Source organism: Pseudoduganella aquatica (genome assembly GCF_009857595.1).
Taxonomy (GTDB): Bacteria; Pseudomonadota; Gammaproteobacteria; order Burkholderiales; family Burkholderiaceae_D; genus Rugamonas; species Rugamonas aquatica_A.
Window position 1 is genome coordinate 162,336 of the sequence record NZ_WWCU01000002.1, and the last position, 19,841, is coordinate 182,176.

At 63.7% G+C, this 19,841-nt stretch carries 20 protein-coding genes; 13 read left to right on the forward strand and 7 right to left on the reverse strand.

Features of this window, described 5'->3' with window-relative positions:
* Positions 1 to 81: 81 nt before the first annotated feature.
* Genes GTP77_RS02585 through GTP77_RS02595 form a run of 3 tightly spaced genes read left to right on the forward strand, consistent with a single transcriptional unit; the run spans position 82 to position 3,456 of the window.
* Positions 82 to 1,434, forward strand: coding sequence for an MFS transporter (locus GTP77_RS02585; protein ID WP_161070606.1), 1,353 nt, complete (start codon positions 82 to 84; stop codon positions 1,432 to 1,434).
* Positions 1,421 to 2,401 carry a glycoside hydrolase family 43 protein gene (locus GTP77_RS02590; protein ID WP_161070607.1) on the forward strand — a complete coding sequence of 327 codons (981 nt, stop codon included), beginning with the start codon at positions 1,421 to 1,423 and terminating at the stop codon, positions 2,399 to 2,401. Before GTP77_RS02585 ends, GTP77_RS02590 begins: the two co-directional genes overlap by 14 nt.
* The gene (locus tag GTP77_RS02595) at positions 2,401 to 3,456 is read left to right on the forward strand and encodes an aldose epimerase family protein (RefSeq protein ID WP_161070608.1); all 1,056 of its coding nucleotides are present in this window, start codon (positions 2,401 to 2,403) and stop codon (positions 3,454 to 3,456) included. The genes GTP77_RS02590 and GTP77_RS02595 overlap by 1 nt, the downstream gene beginning before the upstream one ends.
* Before the next feature lie 146 nt (positions 3,457 to 3,602).
* Here the strand turns inward: GTP77_RS02595 and GTP77_RS02600 are convergent, their stop codons facing one another.
* Both GTP77_RS02600 and GTP77_RS02605 read right to left on the reverse strand, forming a co-directional pair.
* Positions 3,603 to 4,598 (reverse strand): alpha/beta fold hydrolase, encoded by a 996-nt coding sequence (locus GTP77_RS02600; protein ID WP_161070609.1) that lies wholly within the window; start codon positions 4,596 to 4,598, stop codon positions 3,603 to 3,605.
* The gene (locus tag GTP77_RS02605) at positions 4,595 to 4,768 is read right to left on the reverse strand and encodes a hypothetical protein (RefSeq protein WP_161070610.1); all 174 of its coding nucleotides are present in this window, start codon (positions 4,766 to 4,768) and stop codon (positions 4,595 to 4,597) included. Before GTP77_RS02605 ends, GTP77_RS02600 begins: the two co-directional genes overlap by 4 nt.
* Positions 4,769 to 4,770: 2 nt before the next feature.
* On the opposite strand from GTP77_RS02605, the gene GTP77_RS02610 reads away from it, so the two are divergent.
* Both GTP77_RS02610 and GTP77_RS02615 read left to right on the forward strand, forming a co-directional pair.
* Positions 4,771 to 5,433 (forward strand): GNAT family protein, encoded by a 663-nt coding sequence (locus GTP77_RS02610; RefSeq protein WP_161070611.1) that lies wholly within the window; start codon positions 4,771 to 4,773, stop codon positions 5,431 to 5,433.
* A complete protein-coding gene (locus GTP77_RS02615; RefSeq protein ID WP_161070612.1) occupies positions 5,430 to 5,627 on the forward strand; it encodes a hypothetical protein in 198 nt (65 codons plus the stop codon). Before GTP77_RS02610 ends, GTP77_RS02615 begins: the two co-directional genes overlap by 4 nt.
* Positions 5,628 to 5,651: 24 nt before the next feature.
* On the opposite strand, the gene GTP77_RS02620 is transcribed toward GTP77_RS02615, so the two are convergent.
* Genes GTP77_RS02620 through GTP77_RS02640 form a run of 5 tightly spaced genes read right to left on the reverse strand, consistent with a single transcriptional unit; the run spans position 5,652 to position 7,495 of the window.
* Positions 5,652 to 5,789, reverse strand: coding sequence for a hypothetical protein (locus GTP77_RS02620; RefSeq protein ID WP_223149295.1), 138 nt, complete (start codon positions 5,787 to 5,789; stop codon positions 5,652 to 5,654).
* 11 nt (positions 5,790 to 5,800) lie between these two features.
* Positions 5,801 to 6,043 (reverse strand): hypothetical protein, encoded by a 243-nt coding sequence (locus tag GTP77_RS02625; RefSeq protein ID WP_161070613.1) that lies wholly within the window; start codon positions 6,041 to 6,043, stop codon positions 5,801 to 5,803.
* Entirely contained in the window at positions 6,037 to 6,288 is a 252-nt protein-coding gene (locus GTP77_RS02630) for a hypothetical protein (protein ID WP_161070614.1), read from the reverse strand. The genes GTP77_RS02625 and GTP77_RS02630 overlap by 7 nt, the downstream gene beginning before the upstream one ends.
* Before the next feature lie 20 nt (positions 6,289 to 6,308).
* Positions 6,309 to 7,046 carry a CPBP family glutamic-type intramembrane protease gene (locus GTP77_RS30470; protein WP_161070615.1) on the reverse strand — a complete coding sequence of 246 codons (738 nt, stop codon included), beginning with the start codon at positions 7,044 to 7,046 and terminating at the stop codon, positions 6,309 to 6,311.
* Positions 7,031 to 7,495, reverse strand: coding sequence for a YbaK/EbsC family protein (locus GTP77_RS02640; protein WP_161070616.1), 465 nt, complete (start codon positions 7,493 to 7,495; stop codon positions 7,031 to 7,033). The genes GTP77_RS30470 and GTP77_RS02640 overlap by 16 nt, the downstream gene beginning before the upstream one ends.
* Positions 7,496 to 7,659: 164 nt before the next feature.
* Here GTP77_RS02640 and GTP77_RS02645 point away from each other — a divergent pair, with 164 nt between their 5' ends.
* From GTP77_RS02645 to GTP77_RS02680, 8 genes are all read left to right on the forward strand, one after another.
* Positions 7,660 to 9,402, forward strand: a complete 1,743-nt coding sequence (locus GTP77_RS02645; protein WP_161070617.1) for an IlvD/Edd family dehydratase — start codon at positions 7,660 to 7,662, stop codon at positions 9,400 to 9,402.
* A gap of 13 nt (positions 9,403 to 9,415) precedes the next feature.
* Complete coding sequence (araD1, locus tag GTP77_RS02650; RefSeq protein WP_161070618.1) at positions 9,416 to 10,408, forward strand: AraD1 family protein; 993 nt, start codon at positions 9,416 to 9,418, stop codon at positions 10,406 to 10,408.
* Complete coding sequence (locus GTP77_RS02655) at positions 10,405 to 11,976, forward strand: aldehyde dehydrogenase (NADP(+)) (protein WP_161070619.1); 1,572 nt, start codon at positions 10,405 to 10,407, stop codon at positions 11,974 to 11,976. Before araD1 ends, GTP77_RS02655 begins: the two co-directional genes overlap by 4 nt.
* A gap of 78 nt (positions 11,977 to 12,054) precedes the next feature.
* The gene (locus tag GTP77_RS02660; RefSeq protein WP_161070620.1) at positions 12,055 to 12,822 is read left to right on the forward strand and encodes an SDR family NAD(P)-dependent oxidoreductase; all 768 of its coding nucleotides are present in this window, start codon (positions 12,055 to 12,057) and stop codon (positions 12,820 to 12,822) included.
* A gap of 67 nt (positions 12,823 to 12,889) precedes the next feature.
* Entirely contained in the window at positions 12,890 to 14,827 is a 1,938-nt protein-coding gene (locus GTP77_RS02665; RefSeq protein WP_228893215.1) for a glycoside hydrolase family 97 protein, read from the forward strand.
* 16 nt (positions 14,828 to 14,843) lie between these two features.
* Positions 14,844 to 16,388: an alpha-N-arabinofuranosidase gene (locus GTP77_RS02670; RefSeq protein ID WP_161070621.1), complete on the forward strand. Its 1,545-nt coding sequence runs from the start codon at positions 14,844 to 14,846 to the stop codon at positions 16,386 to 16,388.
* 31 nt (positions 16,389 to 16,419) lie between these two features.
* The gene (locus tag GTP77_RS02675) at positions 16,420 to 17,445 is read left to right on the forward strand and encodes an arabinan endo-1,5-alpha-L-arabinosidase (RefSeq protein WP_371869313.1); all 1,026 of its coding nucleotides are present in this window, start codon (positions 16,420 to 16,422) and stop codon (positions 17,443 to 17,445) included.
* 13 nt (positions 17,446 to 17,458) lie between these two features.
* The gene (locus GTP77_RS02680) at positions 17,459 to 19,810 is read left to right on the forward strand and encodes a glycoside hydrolase family 127 protein (RefSeq protein ID WP_161070622.1); all 2,352 of its coding nucleotides are present in this window, start codon (positions 17,459 to 17,461) and stop codon (positions 19,808 to 19,810) included.
* Positions 19,811 to 19,841: the final 31 nt, after the last annotated feature.

The window sequence follows — 19,841 nt, forward strand, 5'->3', positions numbered from 1 at the left end:
TGATGGCGTATTCCGCCGCGAGCCGCCGAGGCAGTCAGCCCCGGCGGCTTTTGCAATTGATATGTGAGGATCGGACCAGACATGCATACCCAAAAATTATCGACGCTGGAAAAAATCGGCTTCGGCGCCGGCGACATGGCCCTGAACGTGGTGATCTCATCCATGATGCTGATCATCACCTTCTTCTACACCGACATCTACGGCCTGCACACGGCCGACCTGGCGATGCTGTTCCTGGTGGTGAAGTTCGTCGGCGCCGCCGCCGACCTGGTGATGGGCCAGATCACCGACCGGTTCACCAGCCGCTGGGGGCGCTACCGCCCATACTTCCTGCTGCTGGCCGTCCCTTACGGCATCAGCGTGTTCTTCGTGTTCTCCACCCCGGACTGGGGCTACGACGCCAAGCTGCTGTGGGCCTATTCCACCTACATCCTGATGACCGTGATGACGGCGGGCGTCGGCATTCCCTACATCTCCCTGCCCAGCAGCCTGACCGCCGACCCGCAGGAGCGCCTGTCGGCCAACGGCTACCGCCTGTTCTTCGCCAAGATCGCCGGCTTCCTGGTCACCATCGTGGTGCCGGTGCTGGCCGAGCGCTGGGGCAGCGGCAATCCGGCCGTGGGCTACCAGGCGGCGATGGCCGTCATGGCCGCCATGGGCGTGGCGCTGTTCCTGTTCTGCTTCTTCACCACCACCGAGCGCGTCACCCACGTGGTCGAACGCCAGTCGCTGTGGGTGCAACTGAAGCTCCTGCTGCGCAACGACCAGTGGCTGATACTGTGCGGCGTCTGCGTGACCGGCACCATAGGCTATGTGCTGCGCGGCTCCGTGGCCATCTACTACGCCAAGTACTACCTGGGCGGGAACACCGCCGTGGTGTCCACCTTCATGTCCATCGGCGTGGGTGCGGCCATCTTGTCGATGATCGCCTCCACCTGGATCACCAAGTTCTACTGCAAGGTCAAGCTGTTCCGCTATACCCAGATCGGCGTGGCCGTCATCAGCGTGATGATCTACGCGCTGGTCAAGCCGGGCGACATCATGCTGGCCTTCGTGCTGTACTTCCTGCTTTCCTTCGTGGTGGACCTGCACGCGCCGGTGTTCTGGTCGGCCATCGCCGAGACCATAGACTATGGCCAGGTGAAGACCGGCAAGCGCGTCTCCGGCTTCGCCTTCGGCGGCATCTCCGTGTGCCAGAAAGCCGGCATGGGCATCGCCGGCGTGCTGGTGGGCGTGCTGCTGACCTGGTTCAACTACCAGCCTAACCAGGAGCAGACCCCGTTCGCGCTCACCGGCATCGCGCTGATGCTGTCGATTATTCCCGGCTTCTTCCACTTCTTGATGGGCATGCTGATGTTCAAATACCGCATCAGCGACCAGTACTACACCGAAGTGAAAGCCGAGATGAAATTGCAAGGCTATGTGGCAAACTGAATTTTTAGAATTGGAGAACCCTGTGGCTGAAATACTCAAGCCCCTGATCGAGCAACGCGCCGATCCCTATATCTACAAGCACACCGACGGCTACTACTACTTCACCGCCTCGGTGCCGCAGTACGACCGTATCGAACTGCGCCGCGCCTCCAGCATCGCCGGCCTGGCCTCGGCCGAAAAAGTGGACGCCTGGTTCAAGCCGGACAGCGGCGCCTGGAGCGAGCTTGTATGGGCGCCCGAGCTGCACTACAACGATGGCGCCTGGTACGTCTACTTCGCCGCCGCGCCCAGCCGCGAGATCAAACACAAGCTTTTCCAGCACCGCATGTACGCCATCCGCAACCAGAACGCCAACCCGCTGGAAGGCGAGTGGGAGTTCATGGGCCAGGTCGATACCGGCATCGACACCTTCTGCCTGGACGCCACCACCTTCACCCACAAAGGCCAGCTGTACTACCTGTGGGCGCAGAAAGACGTCGCCATCGAAGGCAATTCCAATCTGTATATCGCGCCAATGAAAACGCCGTGGCAGCTGGGCGGGCCGCCCGTGATGCTCAGCAAGCCGGAATTCGACTGGGAGATCCGCGGCTTCTGGGTCAACGAAGGCCCGTCGGTACTGAAGCGCAATGGCAAAATCTTCATCAGCTACTCCGCCAGCGCCACCGACGAGAACTACGCCATGGGCCTGTTGTGGGCCGACGAAAACGCCGACCCGCTGGACCCGGCCGCATGGACCAAGCTGCGGCAGCCGGTACTGCAAACCTGCTACGAAGGCAAAGTTTACGGCCCGGGCCACAACAGTTTTACATACGGCGATGACGGCGAAGTGCAGTTGGTTTATCATGCGCGCACTTACACCGAAATCGTTGGCGACCCGCTGTGGAATCCGGACCGCCACACCTACGTCAAGCCGCTGCGCTGGGACGCCCAGGGCATGCCGGTGTTCGGCAAAGCATCGGAGGCTTAATGGAATTGCGTATTACCGAGGCGCCTTTCGGCGCCACAACGGACGGCGTGGAAGTCCAGCTCTACACGCTGGCCAACCGTAATGGAACGACCGTCAAGATCACCAACTACGGCGGCATCATCACCGAACTGCATGTGGCAGACCGCGACGGTCGCCTGGCCGACGTCACCCACGGCTTCGACAGCGTGGCGCCGTATTGCGGCGACGTGCCGTACTTCGGCGCCCTGATCGGCCGCTACGGTAACCGCATCAAGCATGGCCGCTTCGAGCTGGACGGACGCACCGTGCTGCTCGACGTAAACGACGGCGAGAACCACCTGCACGGCGGCGCGCTGGGCTTCCACAAGCAGGTGTGGGATGCCACGCCGCTGGTGGCGCAGGACTCGGTCGCGCTGAAGCTCGTCTACCTGAGCCGCGACGGCGAGCAAGGCTACCCCGGTAACTTGCGCGTGGAAGTGGTGTATGAGCTGAACAACGCCAACGAACTGAGCGTGCGCTACAAGGCCGAGACCGACCAGGCCACGCCGGTCAACCTCACGCAGCACGCCTACTTCAACCTGGCGGGGCATGGCGACATTCTCGGACACGAGCTTGCGATCCACGCCGACCGCTACACGCCCATCGACGGCAAATCGATCCCGCTGGGCGAGCTGGCGCCGGTGGCCGGCACGCCGTTCGACTTCCGCGCGGCGCAGACGGTAGGTTCCCGCATCAACGCACAGGACGTCCAGCTGGCCAACGGCAAAGGCTACGACCACAACTGGGTGCTGAACGGGCAGGACGGCGAGCTGGAACTGGCCGCTACGCTGCGCGATCCGCAATCGGGTCGCGTGCTGGAACTGTACACCCGCGAGCCGGGCCTGCAGTTCTACAGCGGCAATTTCCTGGACGGCAGCCTGAAAGGGAAAGGCCGCAGCTACGAATACCGCACCGGCCTGTGCCTCGAACCCCAGCACCACCCCGACTCGCCCAACCACCCCGAATGGCCCAGCACCATCCTGCGCCCCGGTGAAACCTACTTCACCGAAACGCTGTACCGCTTTTCCGCTGGCTGAGCAGATAATGGCGGGTTACGCGGGGCGCGCCCCGCTAACCCGCCCTACGCGGTAATGGGAGACCGAGTCCCCCCTCCCACTGCAATGGGAGATCCGCGTAGGGCGGGTTAGCGCACAGCGCGTAACCCGCCGTTGCAGGCGTGAGCCTAGCGCACTTTATCCAGCACTTCGTTGATCGCCTTCACCACCGCCTGCGGCTTTTCGGCCTGGATAATGTGGCCGGCGCCCGGCACCACACGCTCGCTGCCCCGTTTCGACAGTGCCGCCACTTCCTTGTGCATCTTGCGGTTCTCGTTTTCAAACGCCTTGTTCAAGGCGCTCTGCGGCTTGCCAGGCACCGCGAACGGGCTCACGCCGCGCGTGAGCACCAGCACGGGCATGTCGCCGAAGCTGCGCCGGGCCGCGCGCAACTGGTCGCCGCCTTTGTCGAAATTAAAGTCTTCCGACACCGCCGCGCGCCAGTGTTTGGCGGACGACACCACGCCCAGGTAAGCCTTGGCCAGCTCGGGCCCGAAACCGTCCGGCACCTCGCCGATGCAGTTCTTCAGCTCATCGCTGCCCGGCTGGAAGCCTTTCTCCGCCTGCGCAGCGCACGCCTTCTCCATCTCGTTCTGCTGCGCATAAACCTGTTTCAGCTTGCCTTGCGAGGCCGCGTCCAGGCGTTTGGTCTCGTCTTCATGCTGCGGCTCCACCAGCACCAGCCCCTTCACCTCAGCCGGATAGCGATACGAGTACAGCTGCACGTTCGCGCCGCCATACGAATTTCCCACCATCACATACGGCGGCGCAATGCCCGCCTTGCCCAGCAGCGCATGCAGGTCCTCCACCGCGTTGCCCGACACGCCCTCGCGCGGCGACGGATCGCTAAAGCCCAGGCCCGCGCGGTCATACACGCAGGCACGCGTGCGCTTTGCGATCTCCGGCTGCACGCCGACCCAGCTCCAGCCGGCGTCGGTGGACGGCGAGTCGAACACCACGGTGACCGGCCCGCTGCCGCTGCAATGCAGATTCAATTTGCGCCCGCCGATGTCGATCATCTGCTGGGGCTTGGAGAAGGCGGATTGCTGGTCGAACGGGGCGGCTGCGGTGGCGGAGTTGGCCGCGCATGCGGCGAGGAGCAGTGCGAGGTTTTTGACGTTCATGTCTTCCCGGGCATGTTGGTGAAAAACCAATTTTGGCACAAAATAATCAGGCGCAGGGAAATAGCGAAGCGCAGCGTTTGGGCATCGCCCATCAATGGCGCATAGGTCCCACATTTGCTGCGGCTTTGATCTATCGTAAAACCGCGCAACAAGCGGAGCTTAGACTTCATGAATGGCTAATCGTGATCCAATTTGCGCTAGATATTTCAATCAGGCCGACATTTCCATTACATGGGACAGCTCGATAGGCAGTGAGCAACTCGAATGGGATGCAGTGACAATCGCAAAGCTCACGGGTGCGCCTGATGGAAGCAATATTTTGATTCGGCGCGGCGTTGGCAGCGTCGATTGCTTTGTGTTGACTGTGAAAAATGACGCTATATTCAAATATCCGTCTGAATACATCCTTTTCGGAGAGAGTCCTGCTGGGCGGCCGCAGCTCTTGATGGAATCAATTTATGTGCGTCCTGAGCTCAGGCGGATGGGCGTCGGGGTCCGGTCTGCAATGATCAGTTTGCTTGCTGCGAAGATGTTGGACTTTGCTACCGTCAAGCTTTTGGCCGCAGGCAGTGCGGCAAATCGTCGGATGTTCGTCGGCTATCATGTGTGGCCTCAACTTGGATTCGATGCCCCCTTGCCTGTTGAAAATTCACGAGCATTGCCACCAAGCCTGGCTGGCGCCGTTTGCCTGTCTGATTTGATGGTCTCGGAAGAGGGACGGCGCTGGTGGTACGATCATGGAAGTGCAATTGAAGTGGAGTTTGAGCTGGCAGACGGCAGTGCGAGCTGGAAATTATTTTCTTGCTACGCAAAGAGAAAAGGAGTTTGCTTATGAATCGAAATATTCATCGAAGCGTTTTGGAGCTGAAGCCCACGACTTTGGCTGAGCTGAGGGCCGCACTCGTCCAGGCGCGTGGATACGCGACTTATGCGATGGCGTTTGAGGAGGACATGCTTCCGCTGGGCGATGATCTGCGTGCTCCCGCAATTGACCTGTCTATTTGCGGCCGGGTGGAGCCTGATTGCTGAGCGGCACCGCTACCTGATTGGCCGCTATGCGCCGCGCAGCGCTTTGCGGACCACCAGCTTCAAGCCGGACCAGATTTCGCTGACAGCGCAGACTTTGATGTCGACAAAGCCCAGCATCTTCGCCAGCGTCGTGCCTGAATAGCCTGTGGGCTGCGTCGCCATGGCCTGCGTGCTTATGCCCGGAACAGGTGGGCTGCCAGGAGGCCCAGCATGGCCAGGATGAGCGCGATGCCCATATAGGCGCTGTTCATCATGAAGCGGCCCTCCCAGCTGCCTTCGCGCTTCAAACGCGAGTAGTAGGACCAGCCGCTGCCCGGTACGTAGGCGTTCTTCCTGCGGTGGCGGTAGTCGATAAGCTGGCACGGTATGCCGACCGCCACCACGAAGATCACCATGATGACTTTTAATATCAGCATTGCAGGCCCTTCAGTGTGGCGCTGGCGCGGAGGCAGCGGTCCAGCGCGGCTTGCACCTGCGCCGGATCGGCCTCGGCCGGGCGGCGCTGGAGTTCATCCACCGCCAGGTCTCCAGCCGCCACGTCGGCCAGCAGCGCTTCCCATGCATCCGCGCCCACGTGCGCGCCGGACGCCCGGAAGAAGTCCAGTTCGACTTTCAGCCGCTGCTGGCCGAAGATCAGTTTGCCGATGGTTTCGTAGTCCATGTCCACAATAGAGAAGAGGTTCAGCCCAGCAGCATGACGGAGCACAGGCTGGCGTTGTAGGCCGCATGCAGCAGCATGCCGTAGACCAGGCCGTGCCGGATGCGGAGGTAGCTGAACACCAGGCCGCAGAACAGCTGCGGCAGCAGCAGTAGCGGCATCAGGAAGGCAGCCTTGTGCGAGTATTCGAAATTGCCGATGTGGATAATGGCAAAGGCGGCGGCGTAGGCCCACACCACCAGCGGATAGCGCCGCAGGAAGGCGCGCCCGCGCCGCATGACCAGGCCGGGACGCGCCAGGTAGCGGCGGTACAGCCAGTCCATCAGCCCGATCAGCGCCATGGCGGCCGTCGCGGCCAGCGCAATCTGCCAGGTGCCGGGCCGCGTGACGATAAACAGCGCCGGCCCCAGGAACAAGGTGTAGCGCGCGCTGCGCAGCCCGGCCCGGAATGCCAGTTCCTCCACCACCGGCGCCATGAACACGGCCATCAGCATAAAGCGGGTATCGGTCGTGAGCGCGTATTTAATGGACGGGGCAAACTGCTCGAAGCCCAGCTCCAGCGGGATTTGCAGCATCGCCACCGCCAGGCACAAGCCCCACAGCAGCAGGAAGCGGCTCAGCCATTTCCGCTCGCCGCGCAGGGTGCGGCGCGGCTTGCGCACGAAATCGGCAAACATGCCGACTTCGTGCTTGATCTCGTTCCACGTGCGCTGCCTTTCGGACAGCGGCGCGGCAACCGCTTCGTTTAGGCCGCCTGGCACACGTCCACCCACTGGCCCTCGGTCAGCGCGGCGATCTGCTCGGGGCTGATGCGCACCGCGCTGTGCACCGCACCGGCGGCCGGCAGCACCTCGTCATACTTGCGCAGCGAGGAGTCGAGATAGACCGGCAGCGGCTCGGCCAGGCCGAAGGGGCACACGCCGCCCACCGGATGGCCGGTCATGCGCACCACGTCGTCTGCATCCATCATGCGGCCCTTGCCGAAAGCGTCCTTGAATTTGCGGTTGTCGATGCGCGCGTCGCCGCTGGCCACCAGCAGGATGGCGCGCCCGTCGCCCAGCCGGAAGGACAGCGTCTTGGCGATGCGGCCCGGCTCCACGCCGTGCGCCTCGGCCGCCAGCGCCACCGTGGCGGTGCTCACCTCCAGCTCGATAATCGGCAGATCCAGCTGTTTGGCGGCGAAAAAAGCGCGGACGGATTGCAGGCTCATGGGCGTAAAAAAGAATGTTAGAGTTGTACAGATTATAAGCGTAAGGCAATTTTCACAGGCGATATCAATTTTAGTATCGATATCGATTTTTAATTCATTGGAAAGACATCAATACCTTCTTTAGTATTCCACTATTGCAGTGCGAAAATTACAGGAGATTTTGCATGTCGGAGACGAAGAAAAAAGTGGAACTGCGCTCGGCGCAGTGGTTCGGTACGCAGGACAAGAACGGTTTCATGTACCGTAGCTGGATGAAGAATCAGGGCATTCCAGACCACGAATTCCAGGGCAAGCCGATTATCGGCATCTGCAACACCTGGTCAGAACTCACGCCGTGCAACGCCCATTTCCGCAAGCTGGCCGAACACGTCAAGCGCGGCATTCTCGAGGCGGGCGGCTTCCCGGTGGAGTTCCCGGTGTTCTCGAACGGCGAATCCAATCTGCGCCCAACCGCCATGCTGACCCGCAACCTGGCGTCGATGGACGTGGAAGAGTCCATACGCGGCAACCCCATGGATGCCGTGGTGCTGCTGGTCGGCTGCGACAAGACTACCCCCGCGCTGCTGATGGGCGCCGCGTCCGTGGACGTGCCCACCATCGTCGTCTCCGGCGGCCCCATGCTGAACGGTAAGCTGGACGGCAAGAGCATCGGTTCCGGCACCGCCGTGTGGCAGCTGCACGAGCAGGTCAAGGCCGGCGAAATCTCCATGCACAAATTCCTGGCCGCCGAAGCGGGCCACTCGCGTTCCGCCGGCACCTGCAACACCATGGGCACCGCATCGACGATGGCCTGCATGGCCGAAGCGCTGGGCACCACCTTGCCGCACAACGCCGCCATCCCTGCGGTGGACGCGCGCCGCTACGTGCTGGCCCATATGTCCGGCATGCGCATTGTGGATATGGTGTGGGAAGACCTGCGCCTGTCCAAGATCCTGACCAAGGAAGCGTTCGAGAACGCCATCCGCGTGAACGCCGCCATCGGCGGTTCCACCAACGCCGTGATCCACTTGAAAGCCATCGCCGGCCGCATCGGCGTGGATCTGGAGCTGGAAGACTGGACCCGCATCGGCCGTGGCCAGCCCACCGTGGTGGACCTGCTGCCGTCGGGCCGCTTCCTGATGGAAGAGTTCTACTACGCAGGCGGCCTGCCGGGCGTGATCCGCCGCATGGGCGAAGGCGGCATGCTGCCGCACAAGGACGCGCTGACCGCCAACGGCAAGACGCTGTGGGAAAACAATAACGACGCGCCGATCTACGACGATGAAGTCATCCGTCCGCTGGACAAGCCGCTGCTGAAAGACGGCGGCATCTGCATCCTGCGCGGCAACCTTGCGCCGCGCGGCGCGGTGCTCAAGCCGTCCGCCGCCACGCCGGCGCTGATGCAGCATCGCGGCAAGGCCGTGGTGTTCGAGAACTTCGAGCACTACAAAGAACGCATCATGGACCCGGACCTGGACGTGGACGCGAACGATATCCTGGTGATGAAGAATTGCGGCCCGAAAGGCTACCCCGGCATGGCGGAAGTGGGCAATATGGGCCTGCCGCCCAAGCTGCTGGCGGCCGGCGTGAAAGACATGGTGCGCATCTCGGACGCCCGCATGAGCGGCACCGCCTACGGCACCGTGGTGCTGCACGTGGCGCCGGAAGCGATGGCCGGCGGCCCGCTGGGCATCGTGCGCGACGGCGACTACATCACGCTGGACTGCGCGGGCGGCCAGTTGAACCTGGAAATCTCGGACGAGGAAATGGCGCAGCGCCAGGCCGCGCGCGCCGAGCAGAAAGTGGAAGGCGCCAAGTCCGGCTACCAGCAGCTCTACATCAACCACGTGCTGCAAGCCGACGAAGGCTGCGACTTCGACTTCCTGGTCGGCAGCCGCGGTTCGGCCGTACCCAAACACTCGCATTAATACGGAGACACCCATGCTGCTCGTACAATTTAAAAAAGAAAACGGCGAACGCCGCGTAGGCCTGTTGGAGCAGGGCGCCATCCGCGAACTGGAAAGCTTCGCCACCACCTACGCCCTGGCGCAAGCCGCCATCCGCCAGAAGAAAAGCCTGGCCGAACTGGCCCAGGCAGACGCCGGCGCGCAAACCCACAACTACGCCGACGTGGCCGCAAGCGGCCGCCTGCTCACGCCGCTGGACCACGAAGACGCGGCCCACGCCTATGTCACCGGCACCGGCCTGACCCACCTGGGCAGCGCCGACACGCGCGACTCCATGCACAAGAAGATCGGCGGCGACGTCGAGGCCCTGAGCGACTCCATGAAAATGTTCCGCCTCGGCGTGGAAGGCGGCAAACCCGCCCCCGGCGCCAAAGGCGTGCAGCCGGAATGGTTCTACAAAGGCGACGGCTCCATCGTGGCCGCCAGCGGCCAGCCCCTGGTCATGCCGGACTTCGCGCTGGACGGCGGCGAAGAGCCGGAAATCGCGGGCCTCTACATCATCGGCGACGACGGCCAGCCCTACCGCCTGGGCTACGCCATCGGCAACGAATTCTCGGACCACGTGACCGAGCGCCAGAACTACCTCTACCTGGCCCACTCCAAGCTGCGCGTGTGCGGCCTGGGTCCGGCGCTGCTGGTGGGCGAACTGCCGCAAAGCGTCACCGGCACCTCGCGCATCCTGGACAAGGAAGGCAAGGTGCGCTGGGAGAAGGCCTTCTTCAGCGGCGAGGAAAACATGTCCCACACCATCGCCAACCTGGAGTACCACCACTTCAAATACGGCCTGTTCAAGCGCGCCGGCGACGTGCACATCCACTTCTTCGGCACCGCCACGTTGAGCGTAGCGGACAACATCACCGTGCAGCCCGGCGAAAGCTTCGAAATCGAAGCGCCGGCCTTCGGCCCCGCGCTGCGCAACCGTCTTGAAGTAGTTGAAACCAGCCACACGAAAGTGACCGCGCTATGAAACTCACCGGCGAATCGCTGATAGGCGGCGTTGCCGTCAAAGGCAACGGCGACGCATTCCACGGCTACGACGCCGCGCTGGGCACGGCCATCGAACCCGCCTTCCACACCGTGGACGCGGACCAGATCGGCCAGGCCTGCAGCCTGGCCGGCGCCGCCTTCGACACCTTCCGCGCCACCAGCGACGCCGAGCGCGCCACCTTCCTCGAAGCGATAGGCGCGCAGATCATGGCCCTGGGCGACGCGCTGATCGAACGCGCCATGGCCGAAACCGGCCTGGCCCGCGCCCGCCTCGAAGGCGAGCGCGCACGCACCGTCAACCAGCTCAAGCTGTTCGCGGCCACGCTGCGCGAAGGCTCCTGGCGCGACGCCCGCATCGACACCGCGCTGCCCGAGCGCACCCCGCCGCGTCCCGACCTGCGCATGCGCCTGATCCCGGTCGGTCCGGTGGCCGTTTTCGCCGCCAGCAATTTCCCGCTCGCGTTCTCGGTAGCCGGCGGCGACACCGCCTCTGCACTGGCCGCAGGCTGCCCGGTGCTGCTGAAAGCCCACTTCGCGCATCCCGGCACCTCCGAACTGGTAGCCCGTGCCGTCGTCAAGGCGGTGGAAGAGTGCGGCCTGCCGGCCGGCGTGTTCTCGCTGCTGACCGGCACCGGCAACGCGCTTGGCCAGACGCTGGTGGCGCATCCCGCCATCCAGGCGGTCGGCTTCACCGGCTCGCGCTTCGGCGGCATGGCGCTGATGGCGGTGGCCGCCCAGCGTCCGCAGCCCATCCCCGTGTACGCCGAGATGAGCAGCATCAACCCCGTGTACCTGCTGCCGCAGGCGCTGGCCGCGCGCGCCGAAGGCATTGCCCAGGACTTCGCCGCCTCGCTGGTGATGGGCGTGGGCCAGTTCTGCACCAATCCCGGACTGGTGTTCGGCATAGACGGCCCGAACCTGGACCGCTTCGCCCAAGCCGCCACGGCGGCCCTGCAGCCAACCGCAGCGGCCCCCATGCTCACCGCCGGCATCGCAGGCAACTACCAGCGCGGCGTGGACAAACTGGCCAGCCAGGGCGGCGTTGCCACGCTGGCCAAGGGCGAACAGCTGGCAGGCAAGGGCGCGCCCGCCTTCTTCAAAGCCAGCGCCGCATCCTTTCTCGGCGACCACGCGCTGCACGACGAAGTATTCGGCCCCGCCTCGCTGCTGGTGGCCTGCAAGGACGTCGCCGAAATGCGCGCCATCACCGAAAAGCTCGAAGGCCAACTGACGGCCACGCTGCAGCTCGACGAAGGCGACTACGCCGACGCGCAAGCGCTGCTGCCGGTACTGGAACGCAAAGTCGGCCGCATCCTGGCCAATGGCTGGCCCACCGGCGTGGAAGTGGCGACCGCCATGGTCCATGGCGGCCCGTTCCCGGCCACGGCCGACGGGCGCAGCACCTCGGTCGGCACGGCCGCCATCAACCGCTTCCTGCGTCCCGTGTGCTACCAGAACCTCGCGCAAGCGCTGCTGCCTGTGGAGCTACGCGAAGGCAACCCCCTGGACATCTGGCGCCGACGCGACGGCGTGCTGGGCAAAGCCTGAGCACGTAGGGCGGGTTAGGCCAAAGGCCGTAACCCGCCGCCAGCAGCATAAAAATCATAAAAAAAAGCAGGAGACAAAATGACAGACCTTGCCAAATTCGGCAGCCTGCGCGGCAAGCGCGTATTCATCACAGGCGGCGGCAGCGGCATCGGCGAAGCGCTGGTGACGGCCTTCGCAGAGCAGGGCGCGCTGGTCGGCTTCGTCGACATCGCAAAGAACGCCAGCGAAGCGCTGGTCGAACGCATCGCCGCAGCGGGCCATCCGGTCCCCGAGTTCCGCCACTGCGACATCACCGACATCCCCGCGCTGCAAGCCACGGTGGCCGAACTGGCCGCCAAGCTGGGCGACTTCGACGTGTTGGTCAACAACGCCGCCAACGACCAGCGGCACGACGCCGAAAACGTCACGCTGGACTACTGGAACGAGCGCATCGCCATCAACCAGCGGCCCATGTTCTTCACCGCGCAGGCTGTACTGGCGGGCATGAAGCGCAAAGGCGGCGGCTCCATCATCAACGTCAGCTCCATCTCCTGGCACGCCAAGGGCGCCGGCTACCCGGTGTACGCCACCACCAAGGCCGCCGTGATAGGCCTGACCCGCAGCCTCGCGCGCGACCTCGGCCCGCACGGCATCCGCGTCAACACCGTCACTCCCGGCTGGGTCATGACCCAGCGCCAGATCGACCTGTGGGTGGACGACGAGGCCGAAGCCGAAATCAAGCGCATGCAATGCCTGCCCGGCAAGCTCATGCCCGGCCACATCGCCTCCATGATCCTGTTCCTGGCCGCCGACGACAGCGCCATGTGCACAGCCCAGGAATTCATCGTCGACGCCGGCTGGGTATAACCCCCCCTGGAGGGGAATGTGTGAACTTACAAGGAGGGCGCTTGTCTGGCGACGGGCGTGGCTAAGAATGATGATTTCGCATTTGAATCTTGGTGTGGCGCTGGCAGTTGCCGTTGCCGCCGTTGCGCCGGCGGCCCAGGCGGGCTTGAGCAGTCCGGATGGGCGCCTTGTTGTCAGCGTGCGCGTGGCGCAGGGCGGGGTGACGTATGCTGTTGCGCGCGACGGCAAGCCGGTACTGCTGCCGTCCGCGCTGGGCCTGAGCCTGGAGGGCGCGGATTTCACGCAGGGCCTGGTGCTGGCGGGTTTGACCGCCGCCAAGCCGGTGTCCGATAAGTATCAGATGGCGGTGGGGAAGCGCCGCAGCATCAGCTACGCGGCGAACGAGCAGGTCTACACGCTGCGCAACGCGCAGAAGCAGACCATGGAGGTGGCTTTCCGCGTTTCCAACGACGGCGTGGCCTTCCGCTACCTCGTCGCCGAGCCGTCGCTGCCGCTGAAGAAATTCACCGGCGAGAGCACGAGCTTTGCTTTCGCGAAGTCCGCCCAGGCCTGGCTGCAGCCTATGTCCGTCGCGCAGACGGGCTGGAAGAATACCAACCCGTCCTATGAAGAGCATTATCAGATGGCCATCCCGGTCGGTACGCCGTCGCGGATGAAGGCGGGCTGGGTCTTCCCGGCGCTGTTCAAGACCGGCGATACCTGGGTGGCGTTGACCGAGGCGAATATGGATGGCAGCTTCCACGCGTCCCGCCTGCAGGCCGACTCGTCCAACGGCGTGTACCGCATCGGCGGCCCGGCCGAGCCGGAGGTGTTCACCGGCGGCGCGCTGCTGGCGGAATCGACGGGGACGCTGGCCACGCCTTGGCGTGTGCTGGCGATAGGCTCGCTGCCCACGCTGGTCAATTCCACGCTGGGCACCGACCTGGCCGCACCCGCCGCGCACCGCGCCGCCTCGGCGCCTGCGCTGCCGCAGCCCGGCCACGCGTCCTGGAGCTGGGCGCTGCTGAAGGATGACCACACCGTCTACGACGTGCAGAAGAAATTCATCGATTACGCGGCGGACATGAAGTGGGACTACACGCTGATCGATGCGGACTGGGACCGCAAGATAGGCTACGAGAAGGTGCAGGAGCTGGCCGCCTATGCGGCTGCGAAGAACGTGGGCGTGCTGGTCTGGTACAACTCGTCCGGCGCGTGGAACCAGACCGAATATTCGCCCAAGGGCAAGCTGCTGACGCGCGAGGCGCGCCGCGCCGAGTTTGAGCGCTTGCAGGCCATGGGCGTGAAGGGCGTGAAGGTGGACTTCTTCGCCGGCGACGGCAAGTCCATGATCGCCTACTACATCGATATCCTGAAGGACGCGGCGGACTACGGCCTGCTGGTGAACTTCCACGGCGCGACGCTGCCGCGCGGCTGGTCGCGCACCTATCCCAACCTGATGACGGCGGAGGCCATCAAGGGCTTGGAGTTCACCACCTTTACGCAGGGCGACCAGGACGCGGTGGTGCGCCACATGTCCATGCTGCCGTTCACGCGCAATCTGTTCGATCCGATGGACTTTACGCCCATGGTGTTTGCGGACATCCCCAACATCAAGCGCGCCACGCGCAACGGCTTTGAGCTGGCGGAGTCGGTGCTCCTGCTGTCGGGCATACAGCACTTTGCCGAAGTCCCGGAGGGCATGGCGACGGTGCCGCCTTATGTGAAGGCCTTCCTGCAGGATCTGCCGCGCAGCTGGGACGACAGCCGCTTTGTGGCCGGCTTCCCCGGCAAGTTCGCCGTCATCGCGCGCAAGGCGGGCAATGCCTGGTACGTTGCCGGCATCAATTCGGAAGATACGGACAAGACGCTGGACCTGGACCTGTCCTTCCTCGGCAAGCGCACAGGCATGCTGCTGACGGACGGTGCGGGCCAGCGCGAATTTACCCAGTCTGCCTTCGCGGCGGGCAAGGCAAGCAAGATCACGATCAAGCCGCACGGCGGCTTCGTCGCAGTATTCAAATAAAAACCAAGGAGACGAGATGAACCTGATTAAAAAAACCATACTGGCCATGAGCCTGGCGAGCGGCGCGGCCTTCGCTGCGGGCGAAGTGACCATCACCATCGACGCGGCCAAGCCTGGTCCTGTCATTAACAAGAACGTGTACGGCCAGTTCGCCGAGCACCTGGGCACCGGCATCTACGAAGGCATGTGGGTGGGTCCGAATTCCAAGCAGCCCAACACCAAGGGCTGGCGCAACGACGTGCTGGGCGCGCTGAAGGAGCTGCATGTGCCGCTGGTGCGCTGGCCCGGCGGCTGCTTCGCGGACGAGTATCACTGGCGCGAAGGCATCGGCCCGCGCGCCAAGCGTCCGGTCAAGGTCAACACCATGTGGGGCGGCGTTGAGGAAAACAACGCGGTCGGTACGCACGAGTTCTTCGACCTGGTGGAGCTGCTGGGCGCGGACGCTTATGTGAACGGCAACCTGGGCACCGGCAGCAACCAGGAGATGGCGGAATGGCTGGAGTACATGACGTCGCCGTCCAAGTCCACGCTGGCGGAAATGCGCCGCAAGAACGGCCGCGACAAGCCCTTCAAGGTGGCGTACTTCGCGGTGGGCAATGAGGCCTGGGGCTGCGGCGGCCAGATGACGCCGGAGCACTACACGAACCTCTACAAGAACGCCGCTGAATTCCTGAAGGCGCCCAAGGAGAATATGCCGAAGTTCATCGCGAGCGGCGGCAATGACAACGACACGAAGTGGACCGAGACGCTGTCGGCCAATGTGAAGCACAAGATGGATGCGATCAGCTTCCACTACTACACCATCCCGACCGGCAAGTGGGACGTGAAGGGCGCGGCCACCGGCTTTGCCGAGGACCAGTGGATCTCCACCATGAAGAACACGCTGCGCATGGATGAGCTGATCCAGAAGAACGTGAAGATCCTGGACAAGAACGACCCGTCCAAGAAGGTGGGCTTCTATGTCGACGAATGGGGCACCTGGTACGACGTGGAGAAGGGCACCAACAGCGGCTTCCTGTATCAGCAGAACTCCCTGCGCGATGCGGTGGTGGCGGCGCTGAACTTCAACATCTTCCACAACTACGCGGACCGCGTGAAGATGACGAATATTGCGCAGATGGTGAACGTGCTGCAGGCCATGATCCTGACCGACAAGGACAAGATGCTGCTGACGCCGACCTATCACGCTTACCGCATGTACGTGCCATTCCAGGACGCGGCTTCCCTGCCTGTGACCGTGGCCAACAACGGCCAGTACAGCGTTGGCAGCGTGAGTGTGCCGCAGGTGAGCGCATCGGCCGCGCGCGGCAAGGACGGCAAGGTCTACCTGGCGCTGGTGAACACCAATCCGAAGGAACAGGCCGAGGTGGAAATCAATGTCTCCGGCGCCCAGGCTGGCGTGGCGCGCGGCCAGTTGCTGACCGCCGCCGCGATGGATGCGCACAATACCTTCGCCCAGCCGCAGGCGGTGAAGCCGGTGCCGTTCGAGGCCAAGGCCAGCGGCGGCAAGCTGCAGGTCAAGCTGCCGGCCAAGGCGGTGGTTGTCGTCGCCGTCGAGTAAGCTGCAAGCCGCGCGCCGTGAGTGGAACCTGATGGGAATGACGATGAAGTATGCAGCATTGGCAGTATCGGCAATAGTGGCGGCGGGACTGGCGTGCTCCGCACAGGCGGCGCAGGTGGGTGTGCACGACCCGGTGATTGCGAAGGAGGGTAATACCTACTACGTCTTCAGTACCGGGCCGGGCATCACCTTCTACAGTTCCACCAATATGAAGGACTGGAAGCCGGAAGGCCGCGTCTTCCCCGGCCAGCCTGCGTGGGCCAAGCAGGCCGCGCCCAGCTTCGACGGCCATATCTGGGCGCCGGACGTGCAGCACTACAAGGGCAAGTACTATCTGTACTACTCGGTGTCCGGCTTCGGCAAGATCACCTCGGGCATAGGCGTCACCGTCAACAAGACGCTGGACCCGCGCTCGCCGGACTATAAATGGGAAGACCAGGGCATGGTGCTGCAATCGGTGCCGGGCCGCGATCTCTGGAACGCCATCGACCCCAACGTGATTGAGGACGGCAAGGGGGGCGGCTGGATGTCCTTTGGTTCCTTCTGGGGCGGCTTGAAGCTGGTGAAGCTGAACGACGACCGCACCAGGCTCGCCGAGCCGCAGGAGTGGCGCACCATCGCGCGCCGCGAACGTCCCGCCTTCACGGCAGACGAATCCGGCGGCCCGGCGGAAATCGAGGCGCCGTTCATCTTCAGGAAGGAAGGGTACTACTACCTGTTCGCCTCCTGGGGACTGTGCTGCCAGAAGGAGAAAAGCACCTACCACGTGGTGGTGGGCCGAGCGCGCGAAGTGACCGGTCCTTATCTGGACAAGAGCGGCAAGGACATGGCCGCCGGCGGCGGCTCGCTTGTCATCGCGGGCGACAAGGACTGGCAAGGCGTGGGCCACAACAGCGCCTACAGCATGGACGGCAAGGACTATTTCGTTACCCACGCCTACGAGACCGCCGACAAATACCGCCAGAAGCTCAAGATCCTTGAAATGAAGTGGGACCAGGGCGGCTGGCCGGTGCTGGACCAGCAAGATCTCAACCGCTACCAAAGCAATCTGCAGTAACCGGCCCCACGACATGAAACTGATCCCCATCGCCTTCGCATTGCAACTGGCGCTCGCGGCCCAGGCGGGCTACGCGGCCGAGCTGTTTTCGCTATCCGACGTGCGCCTGTCGCCCAGCCCTTTCCTGGACGCCCAGAACACGGACCTGAAATACATCCTCGAACTGGAGCCGGACAAGCTGCTCGCTCCCTTCCTGCGCGAAGCGGGCCTGTCGAAGAAGGACGGCAGCTACGGCAACTGGGAGTCCAGCGGACTTGACGGTCATCTCGGCGGTCACTACCTGTCCGCGCTGGCCCTGATGTACGCCTCCACCGGCGACCCCGAAGTGCTCAAGCGCCTGAACTACTTCGTGGCGGAACTGAAGCGCTGCCAGGAAGCCAACGCCAACGGCTATATCGGCGGCATCCCCGGCGGCAAGGACGTCTGGAACGCCATCGCGCAAGGCAAGCTGCAAGCGGATAACTTCTCCGTCAATGGCAAATGGGTCCCCTGGTACAACCTGCACAAAGTCTACGCCGGCCTGTACGACGCCTGGCGCCTGGGCGGCAATGCCGACGCCAAGGCCATGCTGGTCTCCTTGTCCGACTGGGCGCTGGAACTGAGCACCCACCTCACGCCCGAGCAGATGCAGCAGATGCTGCGCAGCGAGCATGGCGGCATGAACGAAGTCTTTGCCCAGGTGGCGGAGATGACTGGCGATAAAAAATACCTGGCCCTGGCCATCAAGTTCTCGCACCAGGCCATACTGAAGCCGCTGGAAGAAGGGCGTGACCAGCTCACAGGCCTGCACGCCAACACGCAGATTCCGAAAGTGATCGGCTTCAAGCGCATCGGCGACATGACGGGCGACCCGAAATGGCAGCAGGCCGCCCAGTTCTTCTGGCAGACCGTGCGCGACCACCGCACCGTGGCTATAGGCGGCAACAGCGTCAAGGAGCACTTCCACGACGACAAGGACTACAGCTCCATGGTTCAGGAGACCGAAGGCCCGGAAACCTGCAACACCTACAATATGCTCAAGCTTACCGAGCTGCTGTTCCAGGGCGACCAGAAAGGCAGCTACGGCGACTACTACGAGCGCGCGCTGTACAACCACATCCTGTCCTCGCAGCGGCCGGACACCGGCGGCTTCGTCTACTTCACGCCCATGCGGCCCAACCACTACCGCGTGTATTCGCAGGTGGACAAGGGCATGTGGTGCTGCGTGGGCTCCGGAATAGAGAGCCACGCCAAGTACGGCGAATTCATTTACGCGCATGAAGGCGACGCGCTGTTCGTAAACCTGTTCATCCCCTCCACGCTGAACTGGAAGGCCAAGGGCATCCAGCTGCGCCAGGAGACCCGCTTCCCGGACGAAGACCGCACCAGCATCACGCTGGAATCCGGCGGCCGCTTCACCATGAAAGTGCGCTACCCGGAATGGGTTGCCCGAGGCACGCTGACAATCCGCGTCAACGGCAAGGCCGTGAAGGTGGACGCCAAGCCGGGCTCCTATGCCGCCATCGCGCGCGAGTGGAAGGCCGGCGACAAGGTCGAGATCCAGTTGCCGATGAAGACCCGCCTGGAGCAGATGCCGGACAAGTCCAACTACTACGCGGTGCTGCACGGCCCCATCGTGCTGGCCGCGAAGACGCAGCCTTTCGCCAGCGAGAAGCTGAACTACTTTGCCGACGACTCGCGCATGGGCCACATCGCGCAGGGGCCGGTGTGTCCGCTGGAGGCGGCGCCGCTGTTCGTCAACGACAGCAAGGCCTTCCTCGACAAGTTCAAGCCCGTGCCGGGCCAGCCGCTCACCTTCCGCGCGCCGGGGCTGGTGCAGGGGCCGGGCGCGGAGAGCACCCGCTTCATTCCCTTCTTCCGCCTGCACGATTCGCGCTACATGATGTACTGGCAGCAGACCACGCCCGCCAACCTGGCGGTGATGCGCGCCGCGAACGCGCGCGCCGAGTCCGAGCGCCTGGCGCTGGACGCCATCACCGTGGACCAGGTGGCGCCGGGCGAGCAGCAGCCCGAGTCCGACCATTTCTTCAAAGGCGAGGGCGCAGACGCCGGCATCAACAAGGGCCGCCACTGGCGCCACGCGAAAGCCTGGTTCAGCTACGAGCTGAATGACAAGGAAGGTGCGGCCAAAACACTGCGCCTATCCTTCTCCCGGGCCGACGCGGGCCGCAAGTTCGACATCGTGGTCAACGGCGAGCTGCTGGAAACGGTGATACTGGGCCGCGACGCCGCCGACGAAATCTACACCCGCGACTTCGCCATCCCCGCCGGCCATCCCGGCCAGCCGCGCAAACTGACGGTGAAATTCGTCGCGCACCCCGGTTCCATGGCGGGTGGCCTGTACGGCCTGCGCCTGCTGCGTTGATTCCCGGAGCCGGCTCAACTGTAGAAAGTTC